Annotated in this window: 15 protein-coding genes; 9 read left to right on the top strand and 6 right to left on the bottom strand. The window is 57.6% G+C overall.

The features are described from left to right. The first annotated feature begins 5 nt into the window (after positions 1–5). A complete protein-coding gene (gene ppsA / locus ABMA60_RS12115; protein ID WP_392803389.1) occupies positions 6–2,378 on the top strand; it encodes a phosphoenolpyruvate synthase in 2,373 nt (790 codons plus the stop codon). On the opposite strand, the gene ABMA60_RS12120 is transcribed toward ppsA, so the two are convergent. After that, positions 2,365–3,405: an endonuclease/exonuclease/phosphatase family protein gene (locus ABMA60_RS12120; protein ID WP_392803392.1), complete on the bottom strand. Its 1,041-nt coding sequence runs from the start codon at positions 3,403–3,405 to the stop codon at positions 2,365–2,367. The genes ppsA and ABMA60_RS12120 overlap by 14 nt on opposite strands. After that, positions 3,398–4,081 carry a YjjG family noncanonical pyrimidine nucleotidase gene (locus ABMA60_RS12125; RefSeq protein WP_392803394.1) on the bottom strand — a complete coding sequence of 228 codons (684 nt, stop codon included), beginning with the start codon at positions 4,079–4,081 and terminating at the stop codon, positions 3,398–3,400. The genes ABMA60_RS12120 and ABMA60_RS12125 overlap by 8 nt, the downstream gene beginning before the upstream one ends. Positions 4,082–4,229: 148 nt before the next feature. Between ABMA60_RS12125 and ada the strand changes: the two genes are divergently transcribed. The 4 genes from ada (at position 4,230) to ABMA60_RS12145 (ending at position 9,002) form a co-directional block, all read left to right on the top strand. Further along, a complete protein-coding gene (ada, locus tag ABMA60_RS12130) occupies positions 4,230–5,303 on the top strand; it encodes a bifunctional DNA-binding transcriptional regulator/O6-methylguanine-DNA methyltransferase Ada (RefSeq protein ID WP_392803396.1) in 1,074 nt (357 codons plus the stop codon). An 87-nt stretch (positions 5,304–5,390) separates the two neighbouring features. Next, on the top strand, positions 5,391–6,566 hold the full coding sequence (locus tag ABMA60_RS12135; protein ID WP_392803398.1) for a DUF2868 domain-containing protein: 1,176 nt from the start codon (positions 5,391–5,393) through the stop codon (positions 6,564–6,566). Continuing rightward, on the top strand, positions 6,559–7,980 hold the full coding sequence (locus tag ABMA60_RS12140) for a GTPase/DUF3482 domain-containing protein (protein ID WP_392803400.1): 1,422 nt from the start codon (positions 6,559–6,561) through the stop codon (positions 7,978–7,980). The genes ABMA60_RS12135 and ABMA60_RS12140 overlap by 8 nt, the downstream gene beginning before the upstream one ends. Before the next feature lie 50 nt (positions 7,981–8,030). Next, positions 8,031–9,002, top strand: a complete 972-nt coding sequence (locus tag ABMA60_RS12145; protein WP_392803402.1) for an alpha/beta hydrolase — start codon at positions 8,031–8,033, stop codon at positions 9,000–9,002. A 56-nt stretch (positions 9,003–9,058) separates the two neighbouring features. Here ABMA60_RS12145 and ABMA60_RS12150 read toward each other — a convergent pair whose 3' ends face one another. Beyond that, entirely contained in the window at positions 9,059–9,496 is a 438-nt protein-coding gene (locus ABMA60_RS12150; RefSeq protein ID WP_392803404.1) for a hypothetical protein, read from the bottom strand. 204 nt (positions 9,497–9,700) lie between these two features. Between ABMA60_RS12150 and ABMA60_RS12155 the strand changes: the two genes are divergently transcribed. Then, a complete protein-coding gene (locus tag ABMA60_RS12155) occupies positions 9,701–10,684 on the top strand; it encodes a rhodanese-related sulfurtransferase (protein ID WP_392803406.1) in 984 nt (327 codons plus the stop codon). Positions 10,685–10,739: 55 nt separating this feature from the next. Here the strand turns inward: ABMA60_RS12155 and ABMA60_RS12160 are convergent, their stop codons facing one another. The 3 genes from ABMA60_RS12160 to ABMA60_RS12170 form a co-directional block, all read right to left on the bottom strand. Beyond that, a complete protein-coding gene (locus tag ABMA60_RS12160) occupies positions 10,740–11,831 on the bottom strand; it encodes an aldose epimerase family protein (RefSeq protein WP_392803408.1) in 1,092 nt (363 codons plus the stop codon). A gap of 64 nt (positions 11,832–11,895) precedes the next feature. Further along, positions 11,896–13,041 carry a galactokinase gene (gene galK, locus ABMA60_RS12165; protein ID WP_392803410.1) on the bottom strand — a complete coding sequence of 382 codons (1,146 nt, stop codon included), beginning with the start codon at positions 13,039–13,041 and terminating at the stop codon, positions 11,896–11,898. Continuing rightward, positions 13,038–14,093 carry a UDP-glucose--hexose-1-phosphate uridylyltransferase gene (locus ABMA60_RS12170; RefSeq protein ID WP_392803413.1) on the bottom strand — a complete coding sequence of 352 codons (1,056 nt, stop codon included), beginning with the start codon at positions 14,091–14,093 and terminating at the stop codon, positions 13,038–13,040. Before ABMA60_RS12170 ends, galK begins: the two co-directional genes overlap by 4 nt. 135 nt (positions 14,094–14,228) lie before the next feature. Here ABMA60_RS12170 and ABMA60_RS12175 point away from each other — a divergent pair, with 135 nt between their 5' ends. The 3 genes from ABMA60_RS12175 to murI all read left to right on the top strand — a co-directional run bounded on the left by ABMA60_RS12175 (position 14,229) and on the right by murI (position 17,416). Further along, a complete protein-coding gene (locus tag ABMA60_RS12175) occupies positions 14,229–15,245 on the top strand; it encodes a LacI family DNA-binding transcriptional regulator (protein ID WP_392803415.1) in 1,017 nt (338 codons plus the stop codon). A 191-nt stretch (positions 15,246–15,436) separates the two neighbouring features. Then, a complete protein-coding gene (ald, locus tag ABMA60_RS12180; RefSeq protein WP_392803417.1) occupies positions 15,437–16,558 on the top strand; it encodes an alanine dehydrogenase in 1,122 nt (373 codons plus the stop codon). A 60-nt stretch (positions 16,559–16,618) separates the two neighbouring features. Continuing rightward, entirely contained in the window at positions 16,619–17,416 is a 798-nt protein-coding gene (gene murI / locus ABMA60_RS12185) for a glutamate racemase (RefSeq protein WP_392803419.1), read from the top strand. Position 17,417 lies beyond the last annotated feature (1 nt).

Raw genomic sequence — 17,417 nt, forward strand, 5'->3', positions numbered from 1 at the left:
AGCAGATGGATTTCGTAATTGATTTCAAACATCTCGGTATTGGTGATGTCGGTCAGGTCGGCGGCAAGAATGCGTCCCTGGGCGAGATGATCAGTAACTTGGCGGACGCTGGTGTTTCCGTACCCGGTGGCTTTGCGACAACGGCCGATGCCTATCGTGAATTTCTGCAATATGAAGGCCTGAAAGAACGCATCGACGCCACTCTGGCAGCGCTGGATGTCGACGACGTTGAAGCCTTGGCGCGCGCCGGCAAGCAGATACGTGCCGAAGTGATGGAAGCGCCGTTTCCGGAAAAACTGGAAGCCGCTGTGCGGGTCGCCTACGCCGAACTGAGCGAGGCCAACCCGGAGATTTCGGTCGCGGTGCGCTCTTCAGCAACTGCCGAAGATTTGCCCGATGCTTCCTTTGCTGGCCAGCAGGAAACCTTTCTCAATATCAGCGGTATTGACTCGGTGTTGCAGGCGATCAAGGAAGTCTTTGCCTCGCTGTTTAACGACCGTGCCATCGCTTACCGCGTGCATAAAGGTTTTGACCACAGTCTGGTCGCGCTCTCCGCCGGGGTGCAGCGCATGGTGCGTTCTGACATCGGTGCTTCGGGTGTGATGTTTACCATCGATACTGAATCCGGTTTCGATCAGGTGGTGTTTATCACCGCAGCCTATGGCTTGGGTGAAACCGTGGTGCAGGGCGCGGTAAACCCGGACGAATTTTATGTCCACAAGCCAGCACTCAAAGCCGGCCACGACGCCATTTTACGGCGCAATTTAGGCTCCAAACTGATCAAGATGATCTACGGCGAAGCCACTGAAACCGGCCGCTCGGTCGAAACCGTCGAGGTGCCGGAAGCAGACCGGCTGCGTTTTGCGATTAGCGACGACGAAGTACAGGAACTGGCGCGCCAGGCGATGACCATTGAGCAGCATTACGGCCGCCCGATGGATATTGAATGGGTGCGCGATGGCAGCGACGGTCAGTTGTATATCGTCCAGGCCCGGCCGGAAACGGTGAAGAGCCAGGGTTCGGCAACGGTGATCGAACGTTATGCGCTGAAGGAGCACGGCAAGGTTCTGATTGAAGGTCGTGCCATTGGTCAGCGCATCGGCAGCGGCCCGGTCAAGGTGATTCACGACCTCGGTGAGATGCACAAAGTGCAGGCGGGCGATGTGCTGGTCACCGATATGACCGACCCGGATTGGGAGCCGATCATGAAACGGGCTTCCGCCATCGTCACCAATCGCGGCGGCCGCACCTGCCACGCGGCGATCATTGCGCGTGAGTTGGGCATACCGGCGGTGGTCGGTTGTGGTGATGCCACCGAGCGCCTGAGCAGCGGCATTGAAGCGACGGTTTCTTGCGCTGAAGGTGATACCGGCCGGGTCTATGCCGGCTTGCTTGACTACAACGTCGACGAGAGTGATTTATCGGCGATGCCGGAATTGCCGTTCAAGGTGATGATGAATGTCGGCAACCCGGATCGTGCTTTCGATTTCCGCTCGCTGCCCAATGCGGGCGTGGGTTTGGCGCGCTTGGAATTCATCATCAATCGGATGATCGGTGTACATCCCAAAGCTTTGCTGAACTACGAAGATGTGCCGGTGGAAGTGCGTGAAAGCATTGATCATCGCATGGCCGGTTATCCCAGCCCGGTGGAATTTTACGTCGAGAAAATCGTCGAAGGCGTGGCGTCGATCGCCGCTGCTTTTTATCCGAAACCGGTGATCGTGCGCTTGTCCGATTTCAAATCGAACGAATATGCGCACCTGGTCGGCGGTTCCTTGTATGAACCGGCGGAAGAAAATCCGATGATCGGTTTCCGTGGCGCCTCGCGCTATGTTGCCGACAGTTTCCGCGATTGTTTTGAGCTGGAATGTCGCGCCATGAAGCGGGTGCGTGAGCAGCTCGGTCTGGATAACGTCCAGTTGATGGTACCCTTTGTGCGCACCGTCGAAGAAGGCCGTCAGGTGGTTGAGTTGCTGGCGCAAAATGGATTGAAGTCGGGCGAGGCCGGCTTGAAAGTCATCATGATGTGCGAGCTGCCGACCAATGCGTTATTGGCCGACGATTACCTGAAATACTTCGATGGCTTTTCCATCGGCTCCAACGATTTAACTCAGTTGACGCTGGGCTTGGATCGCGATTCCGGACTGGTGGCCGGCAGCTTTGACGAGCGCGATGCGGCGGTGAAAAGCTTGATGAGTATGGCGATTCAAGCGTGCCGTAAGCAGGGCAAATACATCGGTATTTGTGGCCAGGGTCCGTCGGATTATCCCGACTTTGCCGAATGGCTGATGAACGAAGGCATCGAATCGGTATCACTGAACCCGGATTCGGTGCTTGATACCTGGCTGTATTTGGCCGAACACGTTAAAAAAGGCTGAAGCTTAAGTCGGCCCAGACCGGTCGATGATCCGAGGCGGTGCGAACCGCCTCGGCCAAGTTGCCCTCGGTGGGCCAAAAGACGCCGGCTTGTTCTAGCCGGAATTCCGTTGAGGGCAATAAGTAATCGGCTCTGAGTCCCCAGTCGGCGGTTTGTCGTCCATTGCCTTTTGGCCAGCGTTGTTGCGCGCCTTCACTCACCGGCTTTGGATCTTGCAGTCGGGCGTGGCTGAGTAATTGTTGGATGGCGCCCAGGCTGTCACCGGCTTCCGGATCGGCGTTCAGGTCGCCGGCAATAACGAAGGCGGTGTTGTCTGCCAGCCCGCCGTTACCACCTTGATCGTCGGTCAGGTTTTTTGAATCAGTCTTCGTATTTAGATACTCCAACCAGAAACGAATTTCATCGTTGTTGCGATAGGCGTTGCGTCGCTCCGGGCCGTCAAAGGCTGGCGGCGTTGGATGGCTGACCAATAGATGGAAAGGCCCGCTCGGCGCTTGAATCACTAAATCCCAATGCGATTTACTCGACAGCCGCAGCACTGCGAGGTCGTCGCTGCTGTAAAAATCCGAGCCGTCAGGCTTTTTGGGCAAGCTGGCACCGGGCAGGTCGCGCCACAAAAAATGCTGAAAGGTTCGGCTGGCAGACAAGTCGATGGGCCAGCGCGACAACACCGCCATGCCGTACTGGCCCGGGAAGGCGCCGAAGCCAAACGGCGTGGTTTTTTGTTGACCGTCTTTAACCAGATCGCGGCCGGAATCGACGCCGGTATTGACCGCTGCAAAGTAGCGATATGGGTAGTCCAGTCCGGCCGGCTGCAGCCAGCGTTCGGTCAGTAAATCGAGGTTGCTTGCATCGCGGTCGCGGTCGATTTCGTTGAGTACCAGCACATCGGCTTGGAGCGCCTGTATGACCTTAATCACCGCGCGCAATTGCGCACTGCCGGCGCCTTTGAGTTCGGTGGTGAGGGCCGTGGCTGAGCTTCGATTCAGCGCAACGTTATAACTTGCGATGCGCAGCCCGTCAGTCATTCAGCAGCCAGCTGGCCAGGTCTTCGATGCGTTGAATATGACGCGTCGGCGGCTCCAGATCGGCTGGCACAGTCGGGGTTAGCCAGGCGGTATCCCAGCCGTAATTGCGCCCACCCTGGATGTCGGTCTCGTAACGATCACCCACCATCAATACCCGGTCGCGTTCTGGTGAACCCATGGCCAGATTCATGGCTTCGAAAATGCGCGGGTCGGGTTTGCCGACGCCGACGTCTTCGGAGACCACCAGTGCACTGATCAAGGGCGCTAAACCAGAATGTTCCAGCCGAGGTCGCTGGACTCGGGTCAGGCCATTGGTGAGTACCGCCAGGCTGGCATGCTCGGCCAGGCGCTGCAGCGTGCTTAAGGTGCCGGCTATTAAGGTGGAACCTTCGGCCAGAAAGTCGAGAAAGCGCTCGGCCCAGGGCTCGGCAGGTTCATCGGCACCGACTTCGTCGAATAATCGTCGGATACGCATCAGCTTGATGGCTTCAGGACGAATGGCGCCGCGTTCCATTTCCTGCCACAGATGGCGGTTGATGCCCGAGTAGAGTTCGCGGTGTTCGGCGGTGTCGGCCAAACCAATGCCGGTAAGCAGGCGACCAATGGCGTGATGTTCAGCCTGGCCGAAGTCGAAGAGGGTGTCGTCGGCGTCGAAGACGATCCAGTCGTAGCGCATCGAGGATCCTGATCGGTAAACAGTTGGCGGTATTAGAGCAAATCAGTGCCGCTGACGACAGCTTGAAAAATTGCAGCGCAAGGCACGGAGTGAGGGCGCTTGCTGGCCGCAATAGTCTGGGTCAAGATCGCTGAACTCAGGAGATAGGATGATGACTGTTAACACTTACTCGCTCGATGACCAACGTTGGACGGCCCTGGTTGAACGCCGTTTCGATAGCCTGGCGCTGTTTTTTTATGCCGTCATCACCACCGGTGTGGTGTGCCGACCGGGCTGCGCCTCGCGTCGGCCACTGCGCGAGAATGTCCGCTTTTTCGATTCGCTGGCCGCCGCCGAAGCCGCCGGTTTTCGGCCCTGCAAGCGCTGCCGGCCGGATGCTAAGACACGCGAACAGCAGCAGCGCCAGGCCTTAGTCGCCATCTGCCGACGACTGGAAAACGAAGATCCAACACCAACCCTGGCCGATCTGGCTGCCGATCTGGAACTGAGCCAATGGCATTTTCAGCGGCTGTTTCGCCGGCTGATGGGCGTAACCCCGCATCAGTACGCCACGGAGTTCCGCGCCGGTCGGCTGAAAAGCGCTTTGAAGACCGCCGCCAGTGTTACCGAAGCCAGCTATGCCGCGGGCTACGGTTCCAGCAGTCGGTTGTTCGAGGCGGCTCGGGCGCGGCTGTCGATGTCACCTTCCGATTACCGTCGTGGTGCGCCGGGGCAGCGATTGCATTATGGGCTGGCGCTTTGTCATCTGGGCTGGGTGGGTGTGGTTGCCAGCGAGCGTGGCATCTGTGGCATCGAGCTGGCCGATGACGCCGACAGTCTGCTTGAGCGTTTGCAGCACACCTTTGCCAAGGCCGAGTTGATTGCAGCCGGTGACGCCTTCGATGAACTGCTGGCGCAGGTGGTGGCCTTTTTAGCGCAGCCGGAATTGGATTTGGACTTGCCGCTGGATATTCAGGGCACGGCCTTTCAGTGCCAGGTCTGGCAGGCGCTGCGCACTGTACCTGCCGGTCAGACCTTGAGTTATGCCGAGTTGGCGGCGCGTTTGGGTCGGCCCGAGGCCAGCCGCGCTGTTGCCGGTGCCTGCGCTGCCAACAAGCTGGCGGTAGCGGTGCCGTGCCATCGAATCACCCGCGCCGATGGATCGATCAGCGGCTATCGCTGGGGTGTGGAGCGCAAACGGAAATTGTTGAATCAGGAAGCCGAGGCTGCTGATCAGGCTTGAACTGGGTGGCGCTGAGCCCGACACTTAAGCTTTTGTTGCGCTTCAAGGAGCCTCGCCATTAAGGCTAGCGATCAACTCGACCTCGGCTTGCGTTGGCTCGATGCCGACCCCGATTTTCAGCCTGGACCAGTCACTGACTGGTCCACTTTTTTGCAGCAGGCGCGGGCATTACCCAGTCAACAGCGGTTATGGCTGGTGCGCTACTGGCCTGTTTTGGCTGCCGTTAATGGTGTGCTGGCGATGATCGGCGTGAATGTCTGGCCCAGCGGCGGCATCCATCTGTTGGGTTTTCTGGCGCTGTTTTGGTTGTTCCCGCTGTTGCTCTGGGTTTGGCAATCCACCGCACTGTTGAGCGCCAATCGAGCGCCCTGGTGGCGGCCTTTGCTGACTCGCCATCAGGACAGAGTGATCGGCTTGTGGTGCGCGCGTCAGTCATTGCTGGCTCAGCTAACCTTTACCCTCGCTGCCTTGGTGACCCTGTGGCTAATGCTACTCAGCCGTGAAGTGGTGTTTTATTGGAGCACCTCTGTTCCGGCAGTCAGTGGCTTTATGGATGAGGGTCTGGCAGTGCTGACGCTGGGTTGGTTGGACGCACCGGACCCACTGCTCATCAGTGCCTCCCAAGCCGGAAGCGTTACTGGCTGGCAACAATCCCTGCTGGATTTTTCTTATTACTGGGCTGCCTGGTTGAGCCAGGTGGTGGCGCTGTGGGTGTTGTTGCCGGTGGTTTTATTATTGCTGGTTTTCCAGCTGCGCCTGAGCACCGCTTTGCGGTACTGGCCGCAACATAATCATCAATTGCGTGCGCGTTTCCAGACGCCACCCGACCAAGCTTTACAATATCAATCACTGGACGCTGCCGATTCGGTGACCACTCCAGAAGTCACTCCGCTGCAAGAACAATTTTCAGTACCAGCCGAAGCTGGTTTTATCTGGCAGTTGGCCGCGAGCTTTCGAGCCGCAGATGGCTGTGTCCGTCTGGGCTCAGCGTCGCAACGTGACGATGTACGCCTGGTTGCAGAGCAAGCAGCTTTGTTATCGGCCTGGTATTGCCCAGCGGGCTTGGTGCCAACCGGGGATCTGGCGGACCTGTTACTGCAACATCGCCAGGCTGGCGGGAGTCCGCGGCTATATTTGCTGGCGCGGCGCGGTGAGTCGCTTGATTCACTGAACCTGGCGCGTAACTGGCGGGCTTTTATGCAGCGCCATCAGTTAACCGATCTGCCGGTGATTCTATGCTGGGCGGGAGCGGATCATGACTGACGCCACAGCACCGCGTTTCGCCGTCGTCGGCCATCCCAACCAGGGTAAGTCCAGTCTGGTATCGACGCTGGTGCAGGACGATCATATTGAGGTGAGTCCAGTCAGTGGCACCACCCTGAGTGCGCATCGCTATCGGTTATTGCTCGGTGATCGGACGCTGTATGAGCTGGTCGATACGCCCGGCTTTCAGCGTGCGCGGCAAATCTTGGATTGGTGCAACGAACGCGCAGCGGATGCGTCCGAACGTCCGGCCTTGCTGGCTGCTTTTGTTGACCAGCATCGGGATGATCCGCGTTTTAGTGATGATTGTGCGTTGCTGGAACCGATCTTAAAGGGCGCCGGTATCGTCTATGTGGTCGATGTCAGCCAGCCGTTCAGTGCGCTCTTTGATGCCGAGCTTCAGTTATTGTCCTGGACTGCCCAGCCACGTTTGGCGTTGCTCAATCCCATTGGCAATGATCGTCATGCCGATCAGTGGCAACGAGCGTTAAGCCAGTATTTTTCTCTGGTGCGTCGCTTTGATCCGATGGTGGCGCCTTTTGATCAGCATCTGGCGTTACTGCGGTCGCTGGCCGAGGTGCATCCACCCTGGCGCGAAGCTCTGCTTCAGGGCGTTGATGCGCTGGCTGAGCAACGCCAACAGCGCCACGATCAGGCGGCCGAGGCTTTGCTATTGTATTTCGAGCGACTGTTTCGGTTGCAATTGCAACTGCCCATGGCCGGGCCTCGCGAGCAGATTCGCGCGGCGGGTCTGGCGCAGTACAACCAGGCTTTGCAGCGGCTGGAGCAGGGACTGCGCCAACGTCTGGCGGACATCTATGGTCATCACGACCTGGACTGGCGCAGTGAATGGCCGGCGCTGGCGCAAGAGGATTTAACCGATGCTCGCGAGTGGCGCGTCTGGGGCTTGTCACGCGCGCGCTTGGCATCGCTCAGTGGCGCTGCCGGTGCTATGTCGGGTTTGGCGGTCGATGCGGCAGTCGGTGGCTCCTCTTTGTTGCTGGGCGCGATCAGTGGCGGTGTTCTGGGTGGACTGGCCGGTGGTTTTGCCGGTCGCGATGGCGTTACTTTCCAGTGGGTTTCTCGTGTTCCGGGTTACGAGCACTGGCAGTTGGGGCCGATTGCTAATCTGGACTTTGCGCTGGCGATGATCGGACGCGCCTTGCGCTGTTGGTATCAACTGCGCCAACGCAATCATGCCCGGCGCGATGCGCTCAGCCTGGCCGAGGCTGACTTTAATACCTGGCTCAGCGGCCTGGAGCGCAAGCAGCAGGTGCAATGGCTGTATTGGGTACGCCGGCTGATGAAGCGGTCGCTCAATGAAGCCGAAGTGGAGCAATTCACGGCGTTGATCTCAACAATAGGGTATCAAATGGATATTCTTTTGAGTGAGAGTTGCGGAAAAAGGAATTAAATATAAATACTCTGCTAGAGTGTATTCGAATGCAGGTTGGAGTCTGAAACGTGACTACCATCGTGATAATCCTGGTCATAGTGGCGTTGGCCCTGCTCTGGTTTCTGGGCCCACGGCCCAAGGTCGTATTGGAGTGGCTGATTGAAGAGCTGCCGATCGAGCTGGATCAACTGCCGGCCTGGTTAAAACGCAGTGAGGCCGCCTTTAATGTTGTTCCAGGTGGCGAAAAGACCATCGACTTTGCCGATCCCGATCATCCGGCACAGACCGAATATGTGGTGCTCTATATTCATGGCTTTTCCGCCACACGTCAGGAGCTGGCGCCGATTCCACAACAGGTGGCACAGTCACTGGGCGCCAATTGCTATGGCGCCCGTTTGAGCGGTCACGGTGTTGGTGGTGATGCCTTGGGCGAGGCCACGGCTGGTGACTGGTTGAAAGATGCGGCTGAAGCCTGGCAGATTGCGTCCCGGTTAGGGCGTAAGGTGATCATTCTCAGTTGTTCGACCGGCGGTACCCTGGCGACCTGGTTGGCGCAACAACCCAGCGCCCAGGACAAACTGGCTGCCCTGGTTCTGGTATCGCCGAATTTTAAGATCCGGCTCTGGGCGGCCACCCTGTTCACCTGGCCCTGGTCGCGTCATTGGTTGCGCTATATCGCTGGCAGCTACCGTGAGACCCAGGCGCCGAGTGAATTTGTTGCCCGCTACTGGACGCTGCGTTATCCAACCAAGGTGCTGCACGAACTGCAGGCACTGGTGCAGGCGATTCAGCGCAGCGATATGCAAAAAGTGACGGCCCCGACGCTGTTTATTTACAGCGATTTCGATCAGGTCGTGGACAGTCGCTATACCGATAAGGTGTATCAGCGCTGGGGCGCCAAGCGTGAGCGCATCAAGGTGGAAGAGCTGGTTGGGCATTCCAATCATGTGATCGCCGGAGATTTGCTGGCACCGGAAAACACCGCTAAAACCCGACAGGAAATTCTGGCGTTTTTAGAGCGCCAGGGCATTCGCGGTTAGGTTTTTCGCAGCCAAAAAAAACGGCCCCAAAGGGCCGTTTTTAATGCGTCAGACCATTAGAATTGCATGCCGACGGTGAAGTAAGGGCTGTTCGGGTGAGCACCGCCTTCCAGGAAAAGGGTGGTGTTGTTGATCAGAATATTCAGACCCACTTCCGCAGCAAGACCGAATTCACCATCATTTTCGAAGCTGATACCTGGACCTAAGCTGCCATACAGACCCAGGCCATACTCGATGTCGATCAATACGCCCATGGACAGGTCGGCACCGACGGCAGGGTTGTCAGAAAAGCCAGCGCCCAATTCCAGTTCACCATAGGTGTTCAGGCCATTGCCAGACAGGGCAGGGATGTTGATCGGGAAACCCATAGCACCGTTGACACCCAGGGCGCCATCGTAACTGGCGACACCCAGTTCGGTACCGCCACCACCAGCCTGGGCTGTGCCGGCCAGTGTGAGGGTTGTCAGTACTGCGGTAAATGCCAGTTTCTTCATGTTGCGACTCCTTAACGATAAGAATCAAGAACGAAGCGACAAGTCTAGACACCTTTACCGACAGGTTGAAGCCCGTAACCGCAGGGATGAGAACAAGTTCCTGATGCTTGCGAGACCTTTACGTCTTGCATAAAATCCCCGGCCTTGATTCAAACCCCTCACTTTGGCTCTGAATTTACGGTTCAGTCCGCTGGAGAATTGTCGATGACCGCACCTATTGTCGTGACGGCGCTTTATCATTTTGTGCGCCTGGACGATCACACCCAATACCGTCAACCCTTGCTGGAGCTGATGGAAGCCCGTGAAATTCGCGGTACCTTGCTGTTGGCCGGAGAAGGCATCAACGGCACCGTCGCTGGTACTGAAACGGCGATCACCGAACTGCTCGACTGGTTAAAGTCGCAGCCGTCTTTTGCCGGGCTCAGCCATAAAGAATCGCGCTGCGCTGAGATGCCTTTCTATCGCACCAAGGTAAAGCTGAAAAAAGAAATCGTCACCATGGGCGTGGAAGGAATCGATCCGCGTCATATTGTCGGCACCTATGTGAAGCCCAAAGACTGGAATGCGTTGATCAGCGATCCAGAGGTGTTACTGATTGATACCCGCAACGATTACGAAGTGGGCATCGGTACTTTTGAAGGCGCTGTTAATCCCAACACTCAGACCTTCCGCGAGTTCCCCGATTACGTTGAGCGTGAGCTGGATCCGAAACGTCACACCAAGGTTGCGATGTTCTGCACCGGCGGTATTCGCTGCGAAAAATCGACCGCTTTTTTGAAGGAAAAAGGTTTCGACGAGGTCTATCACCTCGAAGGTGGCATTCTGAAATATTTGGAAGAAGTGCCCGAAGCTCAGTCGATGTGGCGCGGTGAATGTTTTGTCTTCGATAACAGAGTGACCGTTGGCCATGGTTTGAAACCGGGCAATTACGATCAATGTCACGCCTGCCGCCGACCCATTTCAGCGGCCGATAAAGCCCATGCGCATTTCGAGGCGGGCGTCAGTTGTCCGCATTGTTATGACGAGGTGACCGAGGAACGTCGCCAGCGTTTTATTGAGCGCGAACGTCAGGTGCAGTTGGCGCGTGCCCGGGGTGAACACCATATCGGTGAAGATGCGCGTCGTGATATTGCTCAGCGCAAGGCGGAAAAAGAAGCCGCGCGAATAGCGCAACGCCAGCAGTCTTGAACGCTTAACTGAAAGCTTGGGTGCAAGAAGGCAGCACGCCTTCTTGCACTGTGGATCAAGCGTACCAATTTGCCGGGTCGTCCTGACCGAACTGATAAATGATCATCGAATGATAATTCTCACCCGGACGCAAAACGGCGTTGGGGAAGTGGTCATGGTTGTTGCTGTCTGGCCATTGGCCCGGTTCAAAACAAAAAGCGCCGTGGCGCAGATACCGCTGCTGCGCATTCTTCGGAGTACCGCCGAGAAAATTTCCGCTGTAAAACTGCACGCCCGGCTGGTTGGAAAAACACTTCAACCAGAAGCCGGTGACGTTATTGCGAGCTTCGGCTTGCAGCACGGCTTCATCCAGCGTGGCATCGGCGATGATGAAATTGTGGTCATAGCCGCCGGCACGCAATAAGGATTCGTCTTCGAGCGTTGCCAGTCTGGGGCTCACATCGGTCCAATGACGCAGATCCATGACACTGTTATCGACCGGCAGAATCTGCCCGGTTGGCAGCGCCGTTTCGTCGGCTTCGGTATAGCGATCGGCGTGGATGCGGAATTCGTGGTTTTTCAGTTCGCCGGAAAGATCGCCGCCGAGATTAAAGTAGGCATGGTTGGTCAGGTTCAGCAGCGTTGGCTGATCGGTCTGTGCCTGTAAGTCGATCGATAAGCGGTTGTCCGGCAATAACTGGATGCTTTGCACAATGTCGACGGCACCGGGATAACCGGCATCACCATCGGGCGAGTGCAGCCGTAACACCAGGGTTGGAATGCCGTCTTCCAACGACAGGCGCGAATCCCATAGTCGTTGTCCAAAACCCTGGCTGCCGCCGTGCAGGTGGTGAGGTGCGCCGTTGGTTTCCAGTTGCAGAGCTTTGCCATCGACTTCGGTTTGGCCGTGGCCGATGCGATTGGCAACCCGACCGACAGTGGCACCCAGGCTGGCGCGTTGTTCGAGAAACGCCTCGAGGGTGTCGCAACCGAGTACCAGCTCCGTTCGTTCACCCTGCCAGGGCAGAGAGAAGCCAATCAGCGCCGCGCCGTAGTTGGTGAAACGCGCGTGCGCGCCGGCACCGTTGCGCAGATGGAATTCCAGCACTTCCTGGCCATCGTCCAGTTGGCCCCAAACTTCTTCGGCAATCAGCGTGTTGTCAGACAAGATCGGCTCCTGAGAATGACTGAAGGCGCATTGTGTAAGCTGGCTTTAACCAAGTCCAGCCAGACTAGAAAGCGCCATCGACCGGCTGACAAACATAGGCGACCGGCGCCGGCTTGCGGCCATCGGGATAGCCGCGCTCCACCACCGCCAAGACGGTATCGACCTTGGCGCGCGGTACCACAGCCACCATGCAACCACCAAAGCCACCACCGGTCATGCGTACGCCGCCGACACCTTGCAGTGCCTGGGCGACGGCATCGACCAGTTCATCGATGGCCGGCAAAGTGATTTCAAAGTCGTAACGCATGGAGGCGTGGCTGGCGGCCATCAGTTCACCGATGGCTTGCCAGTCACTGCTTTCCAGTGCGTCGACCATCGACAGAGTGCGCTCATTATCGGTCAGAATATGACGCGCCCGACGAGCGGTAACCGCCGGCAATTCGGCGTGATGGCTGAGCAGATCTTCCGGGCGGGCATCGCGCAGACTGGCCACACCGAGAATATGAGCTGCCTGTTCACACTGCTGGCGACGGCTGTTGTATTCACTGTCGACCAGACCGCGCTGAATGCGCGAATTGATCACCACGATGGCCGCGTCCTCGGGCAGGCGAACCGGGCGGATATCCAGTGAGCGGCAGTCGATTAACGTAGCGTGTCCATCCAGACCACAGGCTGACACCAACTGGTCCATGATGCCGCACTGAATGCCGACGAATTCGTTTTCCGCGCGCTGGCCGAATCGGGCGGCGCCCGGGCCATCGAGCGACTCGCCACTGAAACCGGTTAAGGCGCGGGCGGTCGCCACTTCCAAAGAAGCCGAGGAGCTTAAGCCGGTGCCTTGAGGAATGTTGCCATGTATCAGCAGATCGGCGCCGCTGAGTTGGTAACCAGAACTGAGCATCACCTTGCAGACGCCGCGCAGGTAATTGGACCAGGGCGCTTTGGGATCGTGCTCGATGGGCTCATCCAGACTGAATTGTGACCAGCTTTCACCCTGATCCAGCGCACAGAGGCGAATCATCCGATCCTTGCGCGCACGCCCGGCCAGGCAGGTGTAAAAATCGATCGCCGCCGGCAGCGCGAAGCCATCATTGTAATCGGTGTGTTCGCCGATCAGATTCACCCGACCGGGCGCCAGAAAGCTGGCTTCGGCCGGCACCTGGAACAATCGCTCGAAGGCAGTTCGGGTTTCGATAGCCAAAGGGTTCATGCACTGCGCTCCCGGAAGTGACGGTCGCTGACCGCGCGTAAACGTTCAGCCGCTTGCTCTGGTGTCAGGTCTCGCTGGGCTTCGGCCAGCATTTCATAACCCACCATAAATTTGCGCACCGTGGCGCTGCGCAATAAGGGTGGAAAGAAATGAGCGTGGACTTGCCAGTGATCATGATCTTCGTCATCACAAGGCGCACCGTGCCAGCCCATGGAGTAGGGGAAGCTGGTTTGAAAGAGGTTGTCGTAACGGCTGGTCAGGCGTTTCAGTAAGTCGGCCAGGCTGTCTTTTTCGGCATCGCTCAGTTCATCCAGATGACGGCGATGAGTCAGCGGCAGCACCAGACTTTCGAATGGCCAACTGGCCCAGTAGGGCACGACGGCGATCCAGTGGTCGTTCTGCACCAGGGTTCGGGCGCCGTCTTTGGCTTCACGCAAGGCATAGTCGAGCAGCATGGGTCGTTGATGGTCGTCGCTATAGCTGCGCTGGCATTGATCTTCGCGTGCCGGCAGTGATGGCAAGCTGGAGTTGGCCCAGACCTGACCGTGCGGGTGCGGCTGGGAGCAACCCATCAAGGTGCCTTTGTTTTCGAACAGCTGCACCCAGCGGTAGCGCTGACCCAGATCGGTCAACTGGTCGATCCAGGTATCGACCAGGGCGCGTATGGCCGGCAACGGCAATTCTGGCAAGGTAAGGCTGTGATCCGGGCTGTAACAAATGACTCGGGCGACCCCCGCTTCAGGACGGGCGCGCATTAACGGGTCGTCGGCGTTGCCAGATTCGCTGGGTGATTCAGGCATCAGGGCGCCGAAATCGTTTTCGAAAACGTAGGTATCCTGATAGTGGGGATTGGTTTCTCCACTGATGCGTTCATTGCCTGGGCACAAATAACAGTTCGGCTCGTAGCTCGGCTGGACGGCGTTGTCCGGAACTTCGGTCTGACCCTGCCAAGGGCGCTTGGCACGGTGGGGCGAGACCAGTATCCAGTCATCAGTCAAAGGGTTGTAGCGGCGATGCGGATGATCCTGTGCATCGAACTGTGGCGCCGTCATGAAGGCCTCCGATATTATTTTTGGCTCAGTCTAAGTCATTTGAAAACGTTTTCAAGTGGCTCGGATGCCAGCCGTTGTGTCGCTCTTGGAAAGCGGTCAGACTGTGGCTCGGTTTTATCAACAGAGGACGGCTGTTTGTCGACCATTAAAGACGTTGCCGCTCAGGCTGGAGTCTCGATTTCCACGGTTTCACGGGTCATCAATCACCCCGATTCCGTCGTTCCCGATAAACGCCAGGCGGTGTTGGCTGCCATGCAGGCGCTCGACTATCGACCCAATTCGTTGGCGCGGGCGCTGGTCAGTCAGCGTTCCGATTGCGTCGGGCTGGTGGTCGGTGAAATCGATTCGCCGTTTTTTGCGCAATTAATGGCCGGTGTGCACCGGGTGCTGTTGGACGCGGGCAAACACGTCATCGTGACGGCGGGCTATCACCAGGCCGAACAGGAGCGTGAATCCATCCGGTTTTTGCTCGAACGTCGCTGTGATGCGTTGATTGTTCACGCCAAAGCGCTGCCGGAAGAAGAGTTGGCGACGCTGTTAAAAGGTTCGACGCCGGTGGTGCTGATCAATCATCTGCTGCCCGAATTCGAAGAACGTTGTGTTTATCTGGACAACGAAGAGGGCGCTTATCTGGCGACCCGCCATTTGTTGGCGCGTGGTCATCGACGCATTGGTTACATCGGTTCTAACCGAGGCATCGAAGATGGCGCCGATCGTGAGCGCGGTTACCAGCGGGCTTTGGCTGAATTTGGGCTTGAGGCGAACCGTCGTGATCAGGTTCGGGCCTTTCCCGATGAGGCCGGCGGCCACGATGCGATGGCGGAGGTGCTGAGACGCAGTCCCGATCTGACCGCTGTTTTTGCCTATAACGATGCCATGGCCGGTGGTGCAATCAATATGCTTAAAGACAGTGGCTATGCGGTGCCGGAACAGATTTCGGTGGTCGGCTTCGATGACGTTATTCTGGCTCGCCTGCTGTCGCCGCGTTTGACCACGGTGCGTTATCCGATTGGTGAAATGGGCGCGCTGGCCGCGCGTCTGGTGTTGCATGATCTGGACGAGCGCTTTCCTGCGGTTGAGCAACCGCGTCGTTTTACGCCCCGCCTGATCGAGCGTCATTCGGTGCGTCAGCTCAACCCGGGCTCGGATTAAGCAGGCTTTATTGCTGGAATATCTGTATTTTGCAGAGAAATAATTTGCCTGATCTTGTTTAATCCTGGTTTTTTTTCTGTTTCTTCGGCTTAATACAGAACCCCTTTTTGAAGTGGACTTTCTATACTGAAATGGTTGCCTGAGCCCGGAAGCGGGCCTGGCCAAATCCATTCAACAGGAGAAGGGCTGCGATGAAAGTTGGCGTTCCCAAGGAAATCAAAAACCATGAATACCGCGTGGGGCTGACCCCTTCAGCTGCACGCGAGTTGATCCACCACGGCCATCAGGTTGGCGTTGAAACCGCAGCGGGCAGCGCCATCGGTTTTAGCGACGAGGAATACCAGGCCGCCGGTGTTGAGATTTTGCCCAGCGCCGATGCGGTCTTCGATTGGGCTGAGATGATCGTTAAGGTGAAAGAGCCCCAGGCGATCGAACGCAAGAAACTGAAACCCCACCAGACCCTCTTCACCTATCTGCATCTGGCTCCGGACCCGGAGCAAACCCACGACCTGCTCGAATCCGGTGCGGTCTGCATCGCTTATGAAACCGTCACCGATGCCGCCGGTCGGCTGCCATTGCTGGCGCCAATGTCCGAAGTCGCCGGCCGTATGTCGATTCAGGCGGGCGCTCACTGTCTGGAAAAAGCTCAGGGTGGCCGTGGTTTGTTGCTCGGTGGTGTGCCGGGTGTGGCGCCTGCCAAGGTTGTCGTTATTGGCGGTGGCGTTGTTGGTCAAAATGCCATTGCCATGGCGGTTGGTATGGGCGCTGAAGTGGTGGTGCTGGATAAGAATATCGATGCCTTGCGCGCCCTGGATCGTCAGTATGGCAATCGTCTGTGCACCCTCTATTCTACCCGCGAAGCTTTGGAGCAGCAGGTGCTGGAAGCTGACTTGGTGATCGGCGCTGTATTAATTCCCGGTGCCGCTGCGCCCAAGTTGGTGACTGCCGAGTTGATTAAACGCATGAAGCCGGGTGCGGTGGTGGTCGATGTTGCTATCGATCAGGGCGGTTGTTTTGCAACCTCCAAAGCAACCACGCACGCCGAACCGACTTATGTGGTCGATGAGGTGGTGCATTATTGCGTTGCCAATATGCCTGGCGCGGTCGCCCGGACGTCGACCATGGCGCTGAATAATGCCACCTTGCCGTTTACGCTGGCGCTGGCCAATAAAGGTGCCAAACAAGCCATGATGGATGATGCGCATCTGCTGGCGGGACTGAATGTGTGTCGCGGTAAATTGACTTATAAGAGCGTCGCCGAAGACCTCGGTTTGGAATACCTGAGTGCCGAGGAAGCCTTGCAACTTATCTGAGTTTACTTCGCCTCGGTCTGACCTTAGGCTTGCTGCCTCGATTGAACGGGAGTAGCAGCTGTGATCGGGGTTTTCGACTCAGGTATAGGGGGACTGACGGTATTACGCTGGATTCGCCAGCAATTACCGCAGGCCCCTTTGTTGTATGTCGCCGATCAGCGCTGGTCGCCTTACGGCGCCAAGCCCAGTTGGTTGTTGCAGCAGCGTTGCGATGCCATCGCCGACTGGCTGCTGCGTCAGGGAGCGACCCTCTTGGTGGTGGCGTGCAACACCGCCACGGCGCACTGCATTGAAACATTGCGCAATCGCTTACCGGTGGTGATCGTCGGTGTTGAGCCTGGCATCAAACCCGCAGCGCTGGGCAGCCGCACCGGTACCATCGGTATTCTGGCGACTGAAAACACTCTGGCTTCGACGCGCTATCAGGATCTGGCGGCGCGCTTTAACCCCAATACCCGCATTCTTAATCAGTCTTGTCCGCATCTGGCCGAAGCCATTGAGCGTGGTCCGGATAACCCGGATATCGATCGGTTATTGCACGAATATGTGCCGGGTCTGGTGGAGGCGGGTATCGATCGGCTGGTGCTGGGCTGCACGCATTATCCGCTGGCGCGTGAACGCATTCAGGATTTGATTGGTTCCGGGGTTCGTCTGATTGATACCGGCGAGGCCATCGCCGCTGAAGTCGGCCGGCGTTACCAACCAGCACCGGGACAGGCGCCTCAAACCACCTTGCTGACGACCGGCGATCCGGCCCGACTGAGACAATTGATCAACGCCTACCCCAGCCTAAAAGCGGCCTTTGCTGAAGCCGATTGTCAGCAGGCTCCGGCCGCCTTGCTGGATGGTCCGGTCTGAG

Source organism: Saccharospirillum sp. HFRX-2 (assembly GCF_043196805.1).
Classification (GTDB): domain Bacteria; phylum Pseudomonadota; class Gammaproteobacteria; order Pseudomonadales; family Natronospirillaceae; genus Saccharospirillum.